Raw genomic sequence first — 18707 nt, 5'->3', positions numbered from 1 at the left:
GGCTGGCGCGCTTTTTTCTTGGGTGTATCGTTTCTTTGAATAATTAGTTTTAAAATTGTAAAATTAGTTTTTCTTGCTTAAATATAAACTATTTCAACATTTAATACAATGAATCAATGCATCTAATGCAGCGTCAACGTCGCCACATAATCTCCATTTTTGTAACTTTTAGCCGCAAAATGTTCCTCCGTCTCCGTCTGAAGTTCCATCCAGAGCTCTTCGGCGGCGAGCATAATGTGGGAGAGCATGATGCCGATGCTGAATTCGCGCATCGCATGGAAGCTCTTGCCCGGAAAGCGGGTTTTTAGGGCGAACACATAGATTCGGTCGGAATAGACGATGAAGCGCCACGGCTGGGTGTTCATCGCGGACGGTGCGAGACGCGCCGCACGGAGAATCGTCTTCATCTGCTCTCCGGCTTCTTCCTTGAAAATACAGAGTTCATTGAGCGGGAGGCGCTTTGCCAGCGGGCTTTCACGGTAGAGCTTGCCCTCCGGGTAGCCGAATGCGACCATCATCAGGCAGCGTTTGCCGCCGCGCACCTTCTGCGCCGGCTGCACGCTGCCCAAATAGCAGGTTCCAATCCCTTTTGCCGTCATATAGAGCACCATCTGCTCCATCAGATAACCGGCATTGCGCTCGCAGCCTTCCTCCTGGTCCGAATAGATCGCCAGATAGTAGGGAGCATCCACCTTCCAGAGTCCGTGGACATCGGCTTTTTTCTTTGTATTGTCGAATATCACTGCCTCAACCCGGATCCGGTCATTTAACCGGGAGGTCTTATCAAAATAGGACAGGATCTGCCCACGCAGCTTCTCCGTGACCTCCCGATCGGTGTATTTTCGAACTGAATGGCGACATCCTATCGCCTCATACAAATTCATCATACCTGCTCCCCTCCTATCTTTTTGCTGCCGTTATCATGCGCATGACCCGCAGTATCTTTTTCTCTGCCTTTCTATGTGCATTCCAATTTCTATACAAATTCTGACCGTTTCAGCACCACCTTTAAATCAGTCCCGACATCAGTGGTACTACCACTACGGTCAAAAGACCGGCGACCGCAATTGACAAGCTGCTCATCGCACCCTCGATCTCGCCTAATTCCAGTGCCTTTGCCGTTCCAATCGCATGGGCTGCCGTTCCAAGTGCCAGCCCCTTCGCGATCGGCTCTTCAATTTTAAATATCTGAAACAGCCAGTCGGCTATAATATTTCCCAAAATTCCTGTAATTATAATGCTGATAACCGTCAGCGTCACGATACCGCCCGCTTCCTCGCTGACGCCCATGCCAATCGCCGTCGTAATGGACTTTGGAAGCAATGTCACATAGTGCGTATGCTCCAGTCGAAAGAAACGGCACATCACATAGATACTGCCGACACTTCCCGCTACCCCTGCCACGATTGCAGAAGCAACCGCAATCAGGTGCTGGCGCAAAAGCTCCAGCTGCTTATACAGCGGAATCGCCAGACAGACCGTCGCCGGTGTCAGAAAATAGCTCAGATACACCGCACCGCGGTTGTACTCCTTATATTCTATATGAAAAACAGATAAAAATGCAATCACAACTATAATTGCAACCAGCAGCGGATTTAAAATCGCCCAGCCGGTCTTCTTTTTCAGCCAGACGCCCAGCATATACGCGCCGACGCTGACCAGCATTCCAAAATAAAGAGAAGAATGAATCAGTCCATTCATGCTTTTGCACCCCCTTTATTCTTTCTGCGGATAATGCTCTGCGCCACGCACCCGGTCGCAACCATAACAAATACCGTCGAAATCACGGTAATCACTGTCAGCGGCACCAGGATGGACTCCGCCTCCTGCACGCTGTCAAGCAGGCCCACACCTGCCGGTATAAACATAATCGGCATCGTATCCAGGAAGAAATCTCCCACTTCCGCCACATCTTCTGTATGTAATGCTCCTGTGCAAAGCATAAGTAGAAGAATGAACAATCCGTATACGCCAGACGGAACCGGAAACGGAAGCAGATAGTTCAAAAATTCTCCCAGCATTGTGATACCAAAAATAATTGTCACTTCTTTCAAGTACTTCATGATGTCTTCGCCTTTCGTATTAATGCCTCTATTCTATCACTCTCAAATTTATAGGACAATATGAAAATTAGCATAAATTCTGTCAATTTCCTTGAATTTTTTGCGTCTTTTTTATACGATACAGGTAAGCTTTTCCGATTTGGAAAATCCAGACATTTTCGATCCAAAAAACGTGAAGTTTTTATCCGCAAATACGTTTATCTTTATGAAAGACTTATCTTCTCAGCTGCTTTTGTAGCTGGTACACTTTGTATTGCAAGAAAGAAAGGATTAGAAGTTATGAATTTAATTCAGACAAACTCACTCTCTGCCAGACAGGCAGAACAGATCCTGGCACTGTTGAATGAATGCCAGAAGACGCAGCCAATCCACATTTCTTTTCCATTTGAAGACGGAAATTGTTTCCTGCTTCTTCTGGATGAATCAGAGACACTTGCAGCCATCATGGGAATGATCCTTCCACCGGATGGCTCTTCGGACGAGGAACCCGTCGAATGCATCGCCTTCACCCGCCCTTCCCTGCGCCGACGCGGATATTTTGCCGCACTCTTAGAAAAAGCCTGCGACATCTCCGGTGAGCACGATATTCTATTTCCGGTTGACCCGGAATCCGCTGATACGGCTGCCACGATGAAAGCCATTCACGCTGACCGCGTCGATCAGGAATATCAGATGAAATGGGACTTTGACCCGGCGGCCGAACGCTTTGACTCTCCCATGGTTGAAAAACGCCCGCTTACCTTTACCTGCACTTCTGCACCGGAAGGTGACGTCAACGAAAGTGTTGATCCCGACAGTTGCTGGGACTGCTTCCACAGCGCCGATGATCCAGATCCGGCCGTTACAATTCTGACCTATGAATTTTTAGAGACTCCGCCGGATCCGATGTGCTCTCCGGCTGCCGTGTGCATGGCGCGTATGCAGCCCGTCCCGGACGTTCCCGGTACATTTCATGCCTGTTTCTACGGCTTCCGGGTCCATGACCTCTGCCGCGGACTGGGAATCGGTGAAGCTGCTTTCTGTCTGGTCTTAAACGATCTGATCGCGCGCGGCTGCACCCGGATTGTTCTTCACGTCAGCAGTGACAATTATCCGGCACTCTCGATCTATAAAAAAGCAGGGTTCCGAATTACCGAAACCCTGTCCTATTTTATGTATTAAAGATATGGCAGGCGCTTCAGCCGCCAAAAGCACCCCGATACATGATCTATTCGTTTACATCACGATATTCTTCCTGCGTCGGATGTTTTTCCTCAATCTTCTGACGGATGCTTAACATCTTGCAATCCGTCTCCGCGATGACATCCGCACACTTTTTCAGCTCCGCACCGATCTCTGCGGCTTCCTGGGCATCCAGCTGCTTTTTATACTTGAGCTGGTGATCCAGACTCGCCCAGAAATCCATGGCGATCGTGCGGATCTGGACTTCCACACGGATATTTTTCTTACTGCTTGAAAAGAATACCGGTACTTCCACGATCATGTGGTAGCTGCGGTAGCCGTTTTCCTTCGGCGCCTTGATATAATCCTTGATCGCAATGATGGTCACATCATCCTGGCGTTCCAGCATCCGGCTGATCTCGTAAATATCGTCCACAAACGAACATATCACACGGACACCCGCTATATCATCCAGGTTGGACTCCATCGATTCGATCGAAAGCGGAAGTCCGCGCCGCTGCAGTTTTTCTACAATACTCTTCGGCTTCTTCACTCTCGCCTTGATCATCTCGATCGGGTTTCTTGCATTCCGCATGGAAAGCTCATCGTTGAGCACTTCCAGCTTCGTCTTAAACTCTCGAATCGCGCAGCTGTACTGCATCATCGCTTCCTGAAACTGCCTTGCCGTCTCCCGGAATGTCTCAGGAATCTCAAATACCTGAGGCGTATTGACCGCGAAATGGCTCAGCTCGCTGTTAGGATTCTGAGCAATATTCATTTGTATTCTTCCACCTCTTCTATATAATTCTTTTATGCCTTCTCAACTGCGTCAGCCGCCGCATCCAGCCATGGGGATTCCACATACTCAACCAGCCCCTCGTCCACCTTGGACGCAATCGACGGATCGATCGGAATCTTCGCAAGCACCGGAATCTCATACTCGTCTGCCGTCTCCTCGATATGGCTTTCGCCGAACACAGAAATCTTCTTTCCGCAGTCCGGACATTCCAGATAACTCATGTTTTCAACCAGTCCCAGAATCGGGATATCCATCTTCTTCGCCATGTTGACCGCTTTTGCCACGATCATCGAAACCAGCTCCTGCGGGGAAGTCACAATGATAATACCTGCCAGCGGCAGGGACTGAAATACAGTCAGCGGCACATCGCCGGTTCCCGGAGGCATATCGACAAACATATAATCAATGTCCTTCCAGAGTGCCTCACTCCAGAACTGCTTAATCACGCCGCCCACAACCGGTCCACGCCAAATTACCGGATCCGTCTCATGCTCCAGAATCAGGTTCGAAGAAAGAATCTCTATCCCCGTCGAGGTCGTGCGCGGCAGCATCAGCTGATCCGCTGTCACACCTACCATGCCGTGAATGCCAAATGCCTTCGGGATCGACGGTCCTGTAATATCTGCATCGAGAATGCCAACGCGGTTGTTTCTCGCACGCATCTTACATGCCATCAGGGATGTCACCAGAGATTTTCCGACGCCGCCCTTGCCGCTGACTACGCCAATTACTTTTTTAACTGAACTCTGCGGATTTAACGGCACCCGGAAACTTTCCATCGTCCGGCTGGCACACGTTTCGCCGCAGCTTGAACAATTATGACTGCAATTCTCACTCATACATACTTCTCCTTTTTATCAGGTTGGATTCTGACAGTTCGCTGGTTTTCGTTTTTGCATCCTCTCAGACGGTTTCCAAAACCAAAACCTGTAACGCTCAAACCTTCCCCTGTCGTAATCTCCGTACATCTTATCATATTTTCTGCAAAAATGATAGGGGCAAACACAACTGGCAGCGTTACAAAAGAATGTGCCGTTACTGGGCACGTATGCGTGTACAGTAACGTTTTCTATGAGACAAAAACAGACAGCCCGTTTGCTGCACCGCATTCAGACTGTCTGTCTTTTTTTATATCCTATTCATTTTTCTCTACAGATACGCCTGTACCATCGGGCGCAGCCGTCTTGCCATGATCGCCGCCAGAATGCAGAGAATATAATCCGCCGGCATCTCCGGCAGGCAGTAAACCAGCACAATCGCTTTCCAGCCGATCGGCTGCAGGGTTACGAGATGGGTAATCAGATAGAAATAAACCATTCCCATTCCATAATATACCACATATCCAGCCGTCGCCGCCGTCATCAGCGCTCCCATTTTCCAGGAATTCAAACATTCACAGACCTTTCCCATAACCCACGCCGCAAGGAGAAATCCCAGCAGAAAACCAAAGGTCGGGCGCAGCAGATACGCCGGACCGCCGCCGCGTGCAAAGATCGGGACGCCCGCAAGTCCAATCAGCAAATAGACACCCACACTGGTAAATGCCCGTCTGGAGCCCAGCAGAAATGCTGCCAGCATCACGAAAAACCACTGCAAGGTGAAGTTCATGGTATCTGCGCCGGTCGGAATGACAACCTTGATAAATGCCCCCACGGCGACCAGCGCCGCAAACAGACCGCAAAGCGCCACATCCTTCGAATGTTCCCGGCTCCGCGAAACTGCTTTTTCTCTCATCTGTTTTCCTCCATCATGCATAATGCATTTTTTCATAAACGGTTCCTTTCATGGCATGCAGCCACCGTGCCCGCAGACTTTCGCTGTCCATGTATGTTTCCTTTTGCTCAAAACAAATCCTCCAGCATCACTCCGCCTGGAATTTACGGATCATCCGCACAAGCCCAAGACTCTCCATCCGTTTTGCAATCAGATAAAAGAGTGCTGCATCCACCGGCCACTTGATGAGATTCTTAAGCACACGCATCGGCAGAAGCACCATCATTGCTTTTCCAGACATCATGCTAAGCCAGAGTGTGTTCAAAAATATGTTGCAGATCAGCGCCACCACCAGATCCGCCCAGAGCGCCCGGCGGAAAGTAAGCGGTTTCCGATACAGAATTGTGCCATACAGCACGCCGCCCAGCATCGCATTCAGCGTAAATCCCGGGAAAAATGCCCCCGTCGGCTTTACGACATATTTGACCAGGTCCAAGACTCCGCCATAGACCGCTCCAGCCACCGGACCGAAGAGGTAGTAGACAAACTGGTTGACCACACCGCCGAATCCGATTTTCAAATACGGACCAGCCTCAATCGTGAAGTATCCCAGAACAACGGAGACAGCCATCAGCATGGCGGCAGTCGTGAGTGTTTTCACGTGTTTCAGTTCCTGAAAGGATGCCTGATAACATACTGCAAATTTTTTCATAAAAAAATACCTCCTTTTCTGCAGATCTCTCGAACCACATCAGGAGATAGATTGTATCAACGATGCAGCGGGATGCGGAATACTGACCGCGAAACCCCGAAGGGTCTCTTCGTCCGGCTGACAACTCCCTGTTCAACCGGCACTTAACGCCTGTATTCCTACTCTGCGTTTCTTTTTTTATCTTTTACATCATACCACAATTTTCCCGCTTTTCAAGCACTTTATAAGCGCATCTGTCATTTCCGCACCAGGACGTTACTGTTCACGCATACGTGCCCAGTAACGGAATTTGCCGTGGCTTCGCATTTAAATACGGCAAATTCCTGCTGCCACCACGTTTTCTTACGGCACTTTCGGTTCCAAAAGTGCCTACCCGTGAACAGTTACACCAAGACTACTCTGGCAGTCCATGTTCGAACCAGTCAGCATTTACTCTTCTTTTTGGCTCTGTTCGCTGTATTCCCTAAACGCACGATCCATCTCGATATAGTTGCGTTTCAGGGAAACCGGCTTTCCGTCGCGGGTCAGGAAACAATGGCGGCTCTCGCCCACGCAGCGGATTGCGCCCGTTTCCTTGTCAAGAACCGTGTATTCCAGCGTCATGCGGATGCCGTTGTACTCCTTCATCTGAACCAGCACCTGCACCGTCTCGCCAAACCGCGCCATGCTCTTATAATCGCAGTGAACCGACAGCACCGGGCTTATGATCCCCTGTTTTTCCATGATGTCATATCCCATTCCCATCTGCTCCATCATGTCGATCCGCGCTTCCTCAAACCAGTGTAGGTAATTTGCATGGTGAATGATTCCCATCTGGTCGGTTTCATAATACTGCGCTTTGTGTTCGTAAATTTTCAGTTCCATAAAAACCCCTCTTTTCCATCTAAAAAGGGATACCTGCACAACTGCAATTTCTGCCGTTCTGCGATATCCCCCTCTGGTTCTGATATGTGTGTCACCGTCCGCACACTGTGCAGGCAATGGCTAATACCTTACTGTTCCAGTTCTTCTCCGAGTCCGCTCTCGATCGCCTCGGTAATCGTCTTCAGCGCTTCTTCCTCATCCGGTCCGTCGCAGGCAACCGTGATCTCGGTGCCGCACTTGATACCCGCTGCCATCACGTTCAGCACGCTCTTTGCCACAATATGTTTCTCCCCGCACTCAATCAGAGTCCGGCTCTTAAATTTCATCGCGGTCTGCGAAAGCACGCCAGCCGGCCGCAGGTGAAGTCCCGATGGATTAACCACTTTCACTTTCTTCGATACCATAGCTGTCCCTCCCTCGTCAATTCTTAGTTTTAATTACCCTAATTTTAGTCTAAGTAAGGCAGACTGTCAAGCGTTAGACCAGCACCTGCTGCGCATAATTAACAGACGCCATCGCATCGCGGCAATACGCATCTGCTCCGATCATATCCGCGTATTCCTGGGTCAGAACCGCGCCGCCGACCATGACTTTCGCCCACGGTGCTTCCTTGCGGAGCTGCTTGATCGTCTCCTCCATGCTCGGCACGGTGGTCGTCATCAGGGCGGACAGACCGACCAGTCTTACATGGTTCTTGATCGTCTCTTCCACGATCGCCTCCGGAGCTACGTTCTTACCTAAATCCAGCACATCATAGCTGTAATTCTCCAATAATACTTTTACGATATTTTTTCCAATGTCATGAATATCGCCCTTGACGGTCGCCAGCACGATCTTGTCCTTCTTCTCTCCTGCTTCCCCGGAGGACTCCATCTGGTTTTTGATGACCTCAAATGCCGATTTTGCCGCCTCCGCACTCATCAGAAGCTGCGGCAGAAAGACGGTGCCTGCCTCAAAACCCTTTCCGACCTTATCAAGTGCCGGGATCATGCAGGAATTGATGACGGTCAAGGAATCCATGGTCTTTAAGAGTTCCCCGGCTGCCGATGCCGCCTGCTCTTTTAAACCTCTCTCCACACTGACCGTAAGCTGATGCTCCGGACCGGATGCCTGGCTGCCAGTGTCCGCACTGCCGGAAGCTCCAGCTGCACCTGCCGCCGGGGCACCCGAACCTGCGCTGCCTGCTGCACCTGCGCCGGAAGCTCCGCCCGCACCTGCCTTTGGAATCGCCAGCCGCGCTGCCTGCTCAATATAATCGCCGCAGTGTTCATCCAGTGCTGCCAGAGCCCGGTAACTATAATAAGAACGCATCATTGCAGCCGAATTTGGATTGATGATCGCCGCGGTCAGACCGCTCTGCATCGCCATCGTAAAGAAATTGGAGTTGACAATCTCACGCTGCGGTAATCCGAAGGAAATATTGGAAACACCGAGAATCGTATTGCAGCCAAGTTCCTGGCGGACACGGCGCACCGTCTCCAGTGTCACCAGCGCGCCGGTCGGCTCGGAGCTGATCGTCATACAGAGCGCATCGATCACGATGTCTTTTTTCTGGATGCCATACTTTTCCGCCTCCGCACAGATTTTCCGCGCGATCGCCATACGTCCGTCCGCCGTCGCCGGAATGCCTTCCTCGTCGATCGTCAGCGCAACCACCGTGCCGCCGTAATGTTTTACCAGCGGAAATACAGCGTCCATGACCTCCTGTTTGCCATTGACAGAGTTAATCAGTGCCTTTCCATTATAAATACGCAGCGCCTGTTCCATCGCCTCTGTGTCAGTCGTATCAATCTGCAGCGGAAGCTCGGTCACCGCCTGCAATTCCTGTACGACCTCGCGCATCATCGCCACTTCATCGATCTCCGGCAGTCCCACGTTGACGTCAAGCACCGCAGCGCCATTTTCCTGCTGGGTGATCGCCTCGCGCAGGATATATTCCAGGTTGTGATCGCGCAGCGCCTGTTTGAATTTTGATTTTCCGGTCGGATTGATGCGCTCGCCAATAATGACCGGATCGGTTCCCATCTCAACTACCGACGCGTAGGAAGTGATGAGAGTGTCATTTTTCGGCTCGATCGGCTTTCTCGTTCTGCCCTTACACATCTCTGCCAGCAGACGGATGTGCTCCGGGGTCGTACCACAGCAGCCCCCGACTGCCGAAACCCCCATCTCCAGCATTCCTTTCATTTCCTCGACAAATTCTGGCGGATCAATATCATATACGGTCTTTCCTCCCTCGCTTCGCGGAAGTCCCGCATTTGGATTGACAACCACCGGGATTGACGCATACCGAAGCAGTTCTTCCACAATCGGCTTCATCTGAACCGGACCTAATCCACAATTGATTCCGAGCGCATCCACGCCCAGACCTTCCAAAAGTGCCACAACGGACTTCGGTGTTCCGCCGGTTAAAAGTTTGCCTTTTCCATCGAAAATTGTGGTTGCAAAGATTGGAAGATCGGAATTTTCCTTTGCCGCCAGAACCGCTGCCTTGAGTTCATACGTGTCGCTCATCGTCTCGATCAGAATCAGATCCGCGCCACCGCGCACGCCTGCCTTTACCACCTCGGTATAGATGGAGACCGCCTCCTCAAAGTCCAGATCGCCCATTGGCTTTAAAAGGCGTCCGGTCGGTCCCAGATCCAGCGCTACATAACCACGGCCGCAGTGTTCTACCGCTGTCCGGGCATTTTTCATCGCCGCATCCACGATCTCATCCAGATTAAACTCGGCTGTCTCATTGTATTTCAGGCGGTTCGCGCCGAATGTATTCGATAAAATAATATTCGCACCCGCGTTCAGATAATCCTCATGGATCTTTACCAGGACCTCCGGATGCTTGATATTCCAGGTTTCCGGCAGTTCGCCCGGTTTCAGCCCGGCTCCCTGCAAAAGACTTCCCATTCCTCCGTCAAATATCAGTATTTTATCGTTCCAATCTTCCCGTATACCCATGTCAGCTTCCTCTCTGTTTTTGTTTCTTACTTATTTATCTCTCCGGTACAGGCAGTTTTTGTTTGAACAGACCTCACAGCCCTCTTTCACACAGCCCGCCGCTATCTTCGATACTCCGATGACCGCCGTCACCGACTTGGACGGCATCATTAAAAAACTTTCCGTCAATGTAATCCCCACCGTCTTTTCCGCTTCCAGTACCCGGCAGAAATCCGGCTGGCACGAAAGCGGCAGATCTCCATAACCTGGCGAAAAGCGGGGACGCAGATAGAGTCCTTCTTCTGCTGCCTCCGCTTTTAATTTGTCATTGATTTCATTGCAGTAACTCTCAATCCGTGCCGCCGCGCACGCCTGCAGAACAACCGCCCGGCTCATCGAAAGACGGCTGTATCGGCGCAGAAGCAGATCCACACCAGCACCCAGCGTCGCCGCAAAAAGGATGACCTCCTGGCAGTCCTTTAAATTGCGGCTGAGCGCCCGGCTTTTTACTTTAAAACACGTAAAATCAAGTTCTGAATCTGGCAGCATCGTCAGCGGATATCGTCTGTAAAAGCTCCGGCAGTTGACGGATCGCTCTAATTCTTCCAGACAGTCCTCCACCAGATCTTTCGTCTGCAGATCCGGCTCCTGCTGCCCTTTAATTCCTAAATACCGATATATTTCTCTCCGATTGACTTCTGCCATTACAGAATCTCCGACAGGTTGTTCTTAATCTGCGCCGCTACATCCGGTTTATTCATCGAATATACATGGATTCCATTTACATGGTTCGCAATCAGATCGATGATCTGCTCAGTTGCATAGGCGATACCTGCCTGCTTCATCGCTGCCGGGTTATCACCAAAACGATCTACGATCGCCTTGAAGCGTGCCGGAAGGTAGGTGCCGGACATGCTGCAGATGCGCTTGATCTGACTTATGTTTGTCACCGGCATGATGCCTGCGACAACCGGAACCGTGATTCCTTTTTCTCGGATACGGTACAGGTAATTATAAAGGATATTATTGTCAAAGAACATCTGGGTCGTCACAAAATCACAGCCCGCTTCCACTTTTTCTTTCAAATGCCCGATATCCACCGTCTTGTTGACCGATTCCACATGTCCCTCCGGATAGCAGGCTGCGCCGATGCACAGATCCGGGCAGGTCTCACGGATCTCGCGGATCAGCTGGGATGCATACTGATAATCTTTTTCTACCTTGCCGTCTTTCGGAATATCGCCGCGAAGTGCCAGGACATTCTCAATTCCGTGTGCCTGAATCTCGCGCAGGACACTGTGCACCTTCTCACGGGTCGAGGAGACGCAGGTCAGATGTGACAGCGCCGGCACCTGGCAGGTACTCTGGATATCCGATGCGATCTGGACCGTATACTGGCTTGTGCCGCCGCCTGCTCCGTAGGTCACGCTCATAAATGACGGATTTAACTTTGCAATCTCAAGCGCCGCTTTCTCAACGGAAGCGAAGTTGCTCTCCTCCTTCGGCGGGAACACTTCAAACGAAAGCGTCGGCTGTCCTTTGGCTAAAATATCCTTAATCTTCATCGTATTTATCTCCTGTTCTCATCATTTCGTCCGGTTCTGCCCCGGACCTCTATTGCCTATGTATTCTATATGATTTTTGCCCAGTATACCATATTTCCCCAATGAACGCCAGACTTCCGGCAGCTATCTTCTGGATTGATTTTCTATACCTTGTCATAGGTAAAATCTATAGGAACCAAATAAAATACATAAACATACGATACAGATAATTAATTCCAGACAAAGCAAACAAAATCAGTAAAATCACCAGCACAAGGCTCATTTTCCCCTTCTTTTTCTGATTTTTTCCTTGCTGCACCGCGCTTCGTCTCTGCGTTGTCTGATACGACATACTGTTCTGGTTCTGTGTCCGAACGGATGCCTGTCTGCCTGCGCCTGCTGCTTTCTGCGTCTGGGAATATGCCTTCGCCCGGTCCGCAAGCGTGCGGATGGCATCTGTGCCTGTCCTTGCACTCGTTTCCCACGAGGCAGATCCCGCATTGTGATACTCACAGTCCGTCTCATGCGCCGGGTGACGCTCATTCAGATAATAAGTTGCATTGACATAGTTAGGATTCCGGATCCACTGTTTACAAAAAGAACAATAATGACCATACTTGATCGGATGGTCGCAAATCGGACAAATTCGTCTCTGCATGAAATACCTCCCCTCGGATTGAACATACTTTTTCGAAAACACCTCGTCAATTATTTTTTATTGTACCATAACTTTTTTACTTTTTTCTATATTTTCTCTTGTATTTTCTCCATTTCGTGTTAAAATACAAACGTCCATTACACCTGTCAAGACAGGTGTAAGCCATTTATTTGACTGTCATGGATTTGACCGGAATGGCTGAAACGATTCATTCCGTTCACAATTATTTTACTCTGGGAGGTTCTATCAATATGGAACGTGTGAAAGCTTTTCTGAAACGGAAGCAGGTTGTCATCTCCGTTCAGACGTATCTCATCGATGCGCTGGGCGCGATGGCATTTGGTCTGTTTGCTTCTCTTCTGATCGGTACCATTTTCGGCACGCTGGGGGAAAAAACAGGCGTTGTAATTTTTACTACAATCGCAGGCTACGCCAAGAGCGCGACCGGTGCGGCGCTCGGCGTCTCGATTGCCTACGCCTTAAAGGCACCGACGCTCGTCCTTTTCTCCGCCGCTACCGTCGGCATCGCGGGCAATGAACTCGGCGGTCCGGTCGGCGCGCTCGTTGCCACCATCATCGCAGCCGAGCTTGGAAAAATCGTCTCCAAAGAGACACCGGTTGATATTCTCGTCACCCCGGGCGTCACCATCATCTCCGGTATCCTGGCCGCACAGTTTGTCGGTCCGGGCGTCTCTGCATTCATGACCGCTTTCGGAAATCTGGTGAAGACAGCGACCGTCATGCAGCCGCTTTTCATGGGTATTCTGGTTTCTGCCCTGATCGGCATCGCCCTGACGCTTCCGATCAGCAGTGCGGCAATCTGCATCATGTTAAGCCTCGACGGTCTGGCAGGCGGTGCCGCCACCGCAGGCTGCTGCGCGCAGATGGTCGGATTTGCCGTTTTAAGCTTCTGTGAAAATAAATGGGGTGGTCTTCTGGCACAGGGACTCGGAACCTCGATGCTCCAGATGGGAAATATCGTCCGGAACCCGAAAATCTGGATTCCACCGACACTCGCCTCGATGGTCACCGGTCCGCTCTCCACGATGGTCTTCCATCTGGAAAATATTCCAGCCGGTTCCGGCATGGGAACCTGCGGTCTCGTCGGACCGATCGGCATCTACACCGCCATGCAGGGAAGTGGAAATTCGATGATGTGGCCGGGCATCCTGCTCATCTGCTTCGTGCTTCCGGCTGTTTTGACCCTGTTCTTCGGCGCACTTTGCCGGAAAGCTGGATGGATCAAGGAAGGCGATTTGAAGCTGGATCTATAAGTATAGCTCCATAAAACAGGCATTGAAATGCTCTTCATCCACCACTGTGTGGATAGCAAGCATTCCAATGCCTGTTTTTTGATCCAGTTATCTTTTCCCTATTCCTTATCGTTCTTCTTTCCCCAGCAGCTCCCGCATACTTGCGAGCAGCTTCGCCTCTTTGTCTTCCTTATCTTCTCCGAGCAGGACCTCTTCAAACTCCTTCTCCACCTTCATCCGGCGGAAATACGAGCTCATTTCATCCGCCATGCCGGAGAGCCGGTTTAACAGACGGGAGAAATCGCGCAGCATCACGTCGTCCTTGTGGTACGGATAAACAATGTCGTGGTCAACCTCACTCCATCCCTCCTCGAACAGCGTTCTCGCCTGAATCTCGACGTAGTAACCGCGGTATTTGATGATGTAGTGAAGGGAACGGTAGATACCGCCTGACTTGATTTCGATCACATTTTCATCGTAGATCCGGCTGTCCCCGTTTCGGCGGTATACCTTCGGACGCTCTGCAATGTAGCAATGTGTCTCATCGTTGTCAAAATCGCGCTCACGGTCTTTTACATACTGCTCCGGAGCATTTTCAAACGCCGATGTGATGTATTCATGGAAATGACGCCAATCCTCACGGTACAGGAAGAATACACGGATACCGATAAGGTCCGTCACGTATTTCCAGTAATTATCAACTCCCAGCTGGGCAAATTTCTCCGGCTGCTCTTTTTTCTTGCGGATGATCTTCTCCAGCAGATGCCCCGGTGCCTTGGTACGGTAACGGTAGGAATGGATCCCCGCTTTTTCAATATCATACAGATACTTATCTACAAAATCCTTGCCAATCTCCCGCAGCTTTCCCTCGATCGTCGCATAATGATCCGCGATCGCAGTCAATTCCTCCCAGGAAACGCCCGCCGCGTCAAAGTCTTCCTGTTCAATCCGATATTTTCTTAAAAATAAATCTCTCTCCATTATCTCCTCTTTATCGGAAGCCCACTGAGCGCAGGAACCGGGCAAATGCCTCCCTGCCTTCCGGCGTACACTTATATACGCCCGCGTCTTCCAGTACCTGCTCAAAGACAAGACCTACCTCTTTTTGCAGGATTTCGTTTATATTTTCACTTGTTATATGCTCATACTTCGTCAGGAACTCATCCACCCAGTCCGCATGCTTTTCAAGCTCCGGATTGGAACGGATATCTCCTCCGGAAAGGATCGCCTCCGCCAGATCGGCAAGCTCCTGTTTCAATCTGGACGGGAGCACCGCCAGACCCATGACCTCGATCAGACCGATATTTTCTTTCTTGATGTGATGCAGCTTCGCGTGCGGATGGTAAACACCAAGCGGATACTCATCCGTCGTGATGTTATTGCGGAGCACCAGATCCAGCTCGTAGAAATCGCCGTTCTTTCTGGCAATCGGCGTGATCGTATTGTGCGGTTCTCCGTCCGTCTCGGCATAAATAAAGGCATCCTCATCCGTATAGCTGCGCCATGCACGCAGCACCTTTTCACCCAGATCAATCAGGCGATCCGGATTCTTGGAACGGGTCCGCAGAACTGACATCGGCCATTTAACAATTCCGGCTTCCACATCCTCGAAGCCTTCCATCTCAAATTTCTGTTCAATCGGCGCTTTTGCCATCGCAAACGTGTAATGTCCGCCCTGGAAATGGTCGTGACTTAAAATCGAACCGCCGACGATCGGCAGATCCGCATTGGACCCCAGAAAATAGTGCGGGAACAATTTCACAAAATCAAACAATTTGACAAACGTTGCCCGTTCGATCTTCATCGGCGTGTGCACACCGTTGAACACGATGCAGTGCTCATTGTAATACACATACGGCGAATACTGGAAGCCCCACTGGCTGTCATTGACCGTGATCGGGATAATGCGGTGGTTATTGCGCGCCGGATGGTTGACACGTCCGGCATAGCCTTCATTTTCCTTGCATAAGAGGCATTTCGGATAACCGCTCTGCTTTGCCAGTTTGGCTGCCGCGATTGCCTTCGGATCTTTCTCCGGCTTGGATAAATTAACCGTGATGTCCAGCTCCCCGTATTTTGTATCCGTTTTCCATTTCATATCCTTGGAAACACGGTAACGGCGGATGTAATTGGAATCCTGGCTCAATTTGTAATAATAATTGGTTGCCGCCTCCGGCGATTCCTCATACAATTTCCAGAAATGTCCAATCACCTCGCTCGGGCGCGGCATCAGGCAGTTCATCAGCTTCGTGTCGAACAGATCGCGGTACACCACGCCGTCCTCCTTCAAAACGCCCGTCTCATGTGCATAATCAAGCAGGGCATCCAACGTCTCTTCCAGTGAAATCTCCCTGCATGCGCCCTGCGGTTCTTCATATTCATCCAGTCCCAGAACCTCGAGAATCTGATTCGTCGCGTAAATGCGATCCGACTCCTGAAGAAGCCCCGTATTGACTCCGTACTGTACTAAATTTCTGATTGCTTCATATACTGCCATACCCCATCCTCCTGACTGAAAAACAACCTTGCTGTTTCATTCTTATCCTTTTATCATTATAACTTTATCGTTACTGTTCACGCATACGTGCCCAGTAACGGAATTTGCCGTGGCTTCGCATTTAAATACGGCAAATTCCTGCTGCCACCACGTTTTCTTACGGCACTTTCGGTTCCAAAAGTGCCTACCTGTGAACAGTAACACTTTATCTGCCCATCTACCACTGCGCCACCTTATCTCATGGCATTTTCGGTTCTAAAAATGCCTGCATGTGAACAGTCACTGTACATCCCGTACTCATGTGGCTTCCATTTACATAAATTTTGTCAAATCCAGACATTTTAAGCGGTTTACCAGGATTCCTCCGAGAAGCCCAATCAGCGCCCCCGCTGCCGTTCCGGCTGCCAGAAGCACCGGAAGATAGTAGAACAGACTCGCATTTTCCACCACCAGCGCCGCCACGATAAGCTGCCCGATGTTGTGTCCCGCACCACCCAGGATGCTGACACCGGTCACGCCGAACCAGTCCAACCGGCGGAATACCACCATCAGAAGAAGGCTGACCGCAGCACCTGCCAGACTATACAGCATCATCGACAGGTTTCCAAACGTAAATCCTACCAGCACGATACGCACCAATGCAATCGCCGCTGCCGCACCGGCTCCCAGCAGATACAGGCTCACGATGGACGCCAGATTCGCCAGTCCCAGCTTGACTCCCGGAACGCCCAGGTTGATCGGTATCAGGGTCTCGACATAGCTCAGCAGAAATGCCAGCGCTGTCATCATTCCATATAAAGCGATTTTTCCGGCTCTGGATGTGCCTGCTCGTCCTTTTTTCTGCATTTCTTCCTCCTCTGTATACCTCTATAATATATTAGTAAAAATTTTTAGTTTTGTAAAGCGCGTAACGGTTCACAGATAGGAATTTTCTGAACTGAAAATTCCGTACGATACAGTTCTGGCGTTACTGTTCACGCATACGTGCCCAGTAACGTTCTGGCTGCCGATGCATTTAGTTTCTGGGCCGTAATCTTGACTTTCCTATCAACCTTTGTTAGAGTAGTTGCAGACATTTTTGCAAACATAGTTTCAAACCGAATTTTCGATATTTTTAAGAATGGAGCTCTTTATGAAAAAAAAGGATTTATCCGCGCTTCTGACACTTCTTACCGTTGTATTTTTTGGCTGCGGCGCGGCGCTTCTTTTCAGCAAATCCCGCCGGGAGCCGATCAGCCGTTCCGCGTTTCTGCTGAATACATTTGTCAATATCACACTCTATGATTCGCAGGATGAAGCGATCCTTGACCACTGTGTGGACATGTGCCAGGAGTACGAAAACCGTTTCAGCAAGACGATCGAGGGCAGCGAGCTTTACAAGTTAAACCACCGCAGCACCGACGAGACGACTTTTACCGTCTCCGACGATATGGCGGCGATGATTTCTGAAGGACTGCATTACAGTGAGGTTTCCCATGGTGCCTACGACCTGACGATCGAACCGCTCAGTTCTCTCTGGAATTTTACCAGCGACGAGCACGTGATCCCGGCGGAGGATGACATAACAGCAGCGGCAGAACGCGTCAACTGGAAAAATGTGAAACTTGACGGAAACACTTTAACCTTCCTCTCCCCGGACACGACGATTGACCTCGGCTCCATCGCCAAGGGCTACATTGCCGACCGCATGAAAGACTATCTGACCGAATCCGGCGTCGAAAGCGCCATCATCAACCTGGGCGGCAACGTACTCTGTGTCGGTGAACGCACAAACCACCAGCCGTTCCGCATCGGGCTGCAGAAACCGTTTGCCGACTATGCAACGGTCTTTGCCGATCTGAATATTGATGACATGTCCGTTGTCTCCTCCGGCGTCTATGAGCGCCATTTTGAGGAAAACGGTGTCAATTACCATCACCTGTTAAACCCGAAAACAGGCTATCCGTACCAGAACGGACTGGTTGCCGTGACGATCGTCTCCCCGCGTTCAGTGGACGGCGATGTACTCAGCACGACCTGTTTCTCGATGGGACTGGATAAGGGTCTGGAACTCATCAATTCGATGGATGGCATTTATGCTTATTTTATCACGGATGATTATGAACTGATTTACTCGGATGGAGCGGAGGCATTTATTGATGAAATCAAAGAAAAATAGAAATGATTTTGTTTTGATTCTGGTTCTTCTTGCCGTCATACTCATCGGTTTTCTGGTTGTGCGCTTGCAGCGCCAGAAGGATGCTTTTACCGTCGATGTCAGTGTCGATGGAACAACCGTCGCCACCTACCGGCTGGATGAGGAGATAGACACCTGGATCGATGGGTATCAGGGGGGACAAAATCATCTGGTGATTCAAGATGGATGTGCCCGGATCGAAGAGGCAGACTGCCCGGACAAGCTCTGTGTGAAGCAGGGAACTGTTTCAAAAAGTGGGGAGTCGCTGGTTTGCCTGCCGAATAGGGTGGTTGTGGCGGTTAAATAGATATGGTTTTCCAACACGGACGGAAA

At 50.3% G+C, this 18707-nt stretch carries 20 protein-coding genes and 1 riboswitch; of the genes, 4 read left to right on the top strand and 16 right to left on the bottom strand.

Annotation, left to right across the window (positions count from 1 at the left end; all coding sequences use genetic code 11):
• Positions 1–122: 122 nt before the first annotated feature.
• From QVO97_RS05350 to QVO97_RS05340, 3 genes are all read right to left on the bottom strand, one after another.
• The gene (locus QVO97_RS05350) at positions 123–887 is read right to left on the bottom strand and encodes a nitroreductase family protein (protein ID WP_022359360.1); all 765 of its coding nucleotides are present in this window, start codon (positions 885–887) and stop codon (positions 123–125) included.
• A 121-nt stretch (positions 888–1008) separates the two neighbouring features.
• Positions 1009–1701, bottom strand: a complete 693-nt coding sequence (locus tag QVO97_RS05345) for an LrgB family protein (protein WP_022359359.1) — start codon at positions 1699–1701, stop codon at positions 1009–1011.
• Positions 1698–2063 (bottom strand): CidA/LrgA family protein, encoded by a 366-nt coding sequence (locus QVO97_RS05340; RefSeq protein WP_022359358.1) that lies wholly within the window; start codon positions 2061–2063, stop codon positions 1698–1700. The genes QVO97_RS05345 and QVO97_RS05340 overlap by 4 nt, the downstream gene beginning before the upstream one ends.
• Before the next feature lie 279 nt (positions 2064–2342).
• Between QVO97_RS05340 and QVO97_RS05335 the strand changes: the two genes are divergently transcribed.
• Positions 2343–3224, top strand: coding sequence for a GNAT family N-acetyltransferase (locus QVO97_RS05335; protein ID WP_022359357.1), 882 nt, complete (start codon positions 2343–2345; stop codon positions 3222–3224).
• Between the two features lie 46 nt (positions 3225–3270).
• Here QVO97_RS05335 and QVO97_RS05330 read toward each other — a convergent pair whose 3' ends face one another.
• The 10 genes from QVO97_RS05330 to QVO97_RS05285 form a co-directional block, all read right to left on the bottom strand.
• On the bottom strand, positions 3271–4002 hold the full coding sequence (locus QVO97_RS05330; protein ID WP_022359356.1) for a GTP pyrophosphokinase: 732 nt from the start codon (positions 4000–4002) through the stop codon (positions 3271–3273).
• A gap of 32 nt (positions 4003–4034) precedes the next feature.
• Positions 4035–4862 (bottom strand): Mrp/NBP35 family ATP-binding protein, encoded by an 828-nt coding sequence (locus QVO97_RS05325; RefSeq protein ID WP_022359355.1) that lies wholly within the window; start codon positions 4860–4862, stop codon positions 4035–4037.
• A 310-nt stretch (positions 4863–5172) separates the two neighbouring features.
• A complete protein-coding gene (locus QVO97_RS05320) occupies positions 5173–5757 on the bottom strand; it encodes a biotin transporter BioY (protein ID WP_022359354.1) in 585 nt (194 codons plus the stop codon).
• Between the two features lie 127 nt (positions 5758–5884).
• A complete protein-coding gene (locus QVO97_RS05315) occupies positions 5885–6448 on the bottom strand; it encodes a folate family ECF transporter S component (protein ID WP_022359353.1) in 564 nt (187 codons plus the stop codon).
• Positions 6449–6511: 63 nt separating this feature from the next.
• Positions 6512–6616, bottom strand: a riboswitch (THF riboswitch).
• A 261-nt stretch (positions 6617–6877) separates the two neighbouring features.
• Positions 6878–7312 carry an acyl-CoA thioesterase gene (locus tag QVO97_RS05310; RefSeq protein ID WP_022359352.1) on the bottom strand — a complete coding sequence of 145 codons (435 nt, stop codon included), beginning with the start codon at positions 7310–7312 and terminating at the stop codon, positions 6878–6880.
• 128 nt (positions 7313–7440) lie between these two features.
• The gene (locus QVO97_RS05305) at positions 7441–7716 is read right to left on the bottom strand and encodes an HPr family phosphocarrier protein (RefSeq protein WP_022359351.1); all 276 of its coding nucleotides are present in this window, start codon (positions 7714–7716) and stop codon (positions 7441–7443) included.
• A 73-nt stretch (positions 7717–7789) separates the two neighbouring features.
• The gene (locus tag QVO97_RS05300) at positions 7790–10267 is read right to left on the bottom strand and encodes a homocysteine S-methyltransferase family protein (RefSeq protein WP_022359350.1); all 2478 of its coding nucleotides are present in this window, start codon (positions 10265–10267) and stop codon (positions 7790–7792) included.
• A 30-nt stretch (positions 10268–10297) separates the two neighbouring features.
• Entirely contained in the window at positions 10298–10951 is a 654-nt protein-coding gene (locus QVO97_RS05295) for a vitamin B12 dependent-methionine synthase activation domain-containing protein (protein ID WP_022359349.1), read from the bottom strand.
• Complete coding sequence (metF, locus tag QVO97_RS05290; RefSeq protein ID WP_022359348.1) at positions 10951–11811, bottom strand: methylenetetrahydrofolate reductase [NAD(P)H]; 861 nt, start codon at positions 11809–11811, stop codon at positions 10951–10953. Before metF ends, QVO97_RS05295 begins: the two co-directional genes overlap by 1 nt.
• A 166-nt stretch (positions 11812–11977) precedes the next feature.
• Complete coding sequence (locus tag QVO97_RS05285; protein WP_022359347.1) at positions 11978–12448, bottom strand: hypothetical protein; 471 nt, start codon at positions 12446–12448, stop codon at positions 11978–11980.
• A 251-nt stretch (positions 12449–12699) separates the two neighbouring features.
• On the opposite strand from QVO97_RS05285, the gene QVO97_RS05280 reads away from it, so the two are divergent.
• On the top strand, positions 12700–13722 hold the full coding sequence (locus QVO97_RS05280) for a PTS transporter subunit IIC (protein ID WP_022359346.1): 1023 nt from the start codon (positions 12700–12702) through the stop codon (positions 13720–13722).
• Between the two features lie 105 nt (positions 13723–13827).
• On the opposite strand, the gene QVO97_RS05275 is transcribed toward QVO97_RS05280, so the two are convergent.
• The 3 genes from QVO97_RS05275 to QVO97_RS05265 form a co-directional block, all read right to left on the bottom strand.
• Positions 13828–14682 (bottom strand): RelA/SpoT domain-containing protein, encoded by an 855-nt coding sequence (locus QVO97_RS05275; RefSeq protein WP_022359345.1) that lies wholly within the window; start codon positions 14680–14682, stop codon positions 13828–13830.
• A gap of 10 nt (positions 14683–14692) precedes the next feature.
• Positions 14693–16198 carry a UDP-glucose--hexose-1-phosphate uridylyltransferase gene (gene galT, locus QVO97_RS05270; protein ID WP_022359344.1) on the bottom strand — a complete coding sequence of 502 codons (1506 nt, stop codon included), beginning with the start codon at positions 16196–16198 and terminating at the stop codon, positions 14693–14695.
• A gap of 312 nt (positions 16199–16510) precedes the next feature.
• A complete protein-coding gene (locus QVO97_RS05265; RefSeq protein WP_022359343.1) occupies positions 16511–17044 on the bottom strand; it encodes a Gx transporter family protein in 534 nt (177 codons plus the stop codon).
• Between the two features lie 286 nt (positions 17045–17330).
• Here QVO97_RS05265 and QVO97_RS05260 point away from each other — a divergent pair, with 286 nt between their 5' ends.
• Complete coding sequence (locus tag QVO97_RS05260) at positions 17331–18356, top strand: FAD:protein FMN transferase (protein ID WP_022359342.1); 1026 nt, start codon at positions 17331–17333, stop codon at positions 18354–18356.
• A complete protein-coding gene (locus QVO97_RS05255; RefSeq protein ID WP_022359341.1) occupies positions 18337–18681 on the top strand; it encodes a NusG domain II-containing protein in 345 nt (114 codons plus the stop codon). The genes QVO97_RS05260 and QVO97_RS05255 overlap by 20 nt, the downstream gene beginning before the upstream one ends.
• Positions 18682–18707 lie beyond the last annotated feature (26 nt).

It is taken from the genome of Clostridium sp. CAG:43, assembly GCF_000434655.1.
GTDB lineage: Bacteria > Bacillota > Clostridia > Lachnospirales > Lachnospiraceae > Otoolea > Otoolea fessa.
Note: the sequence above shows the minus strand (reverse complement) of the source record. Positions and strands in the feature narration are given on the sequence as shown.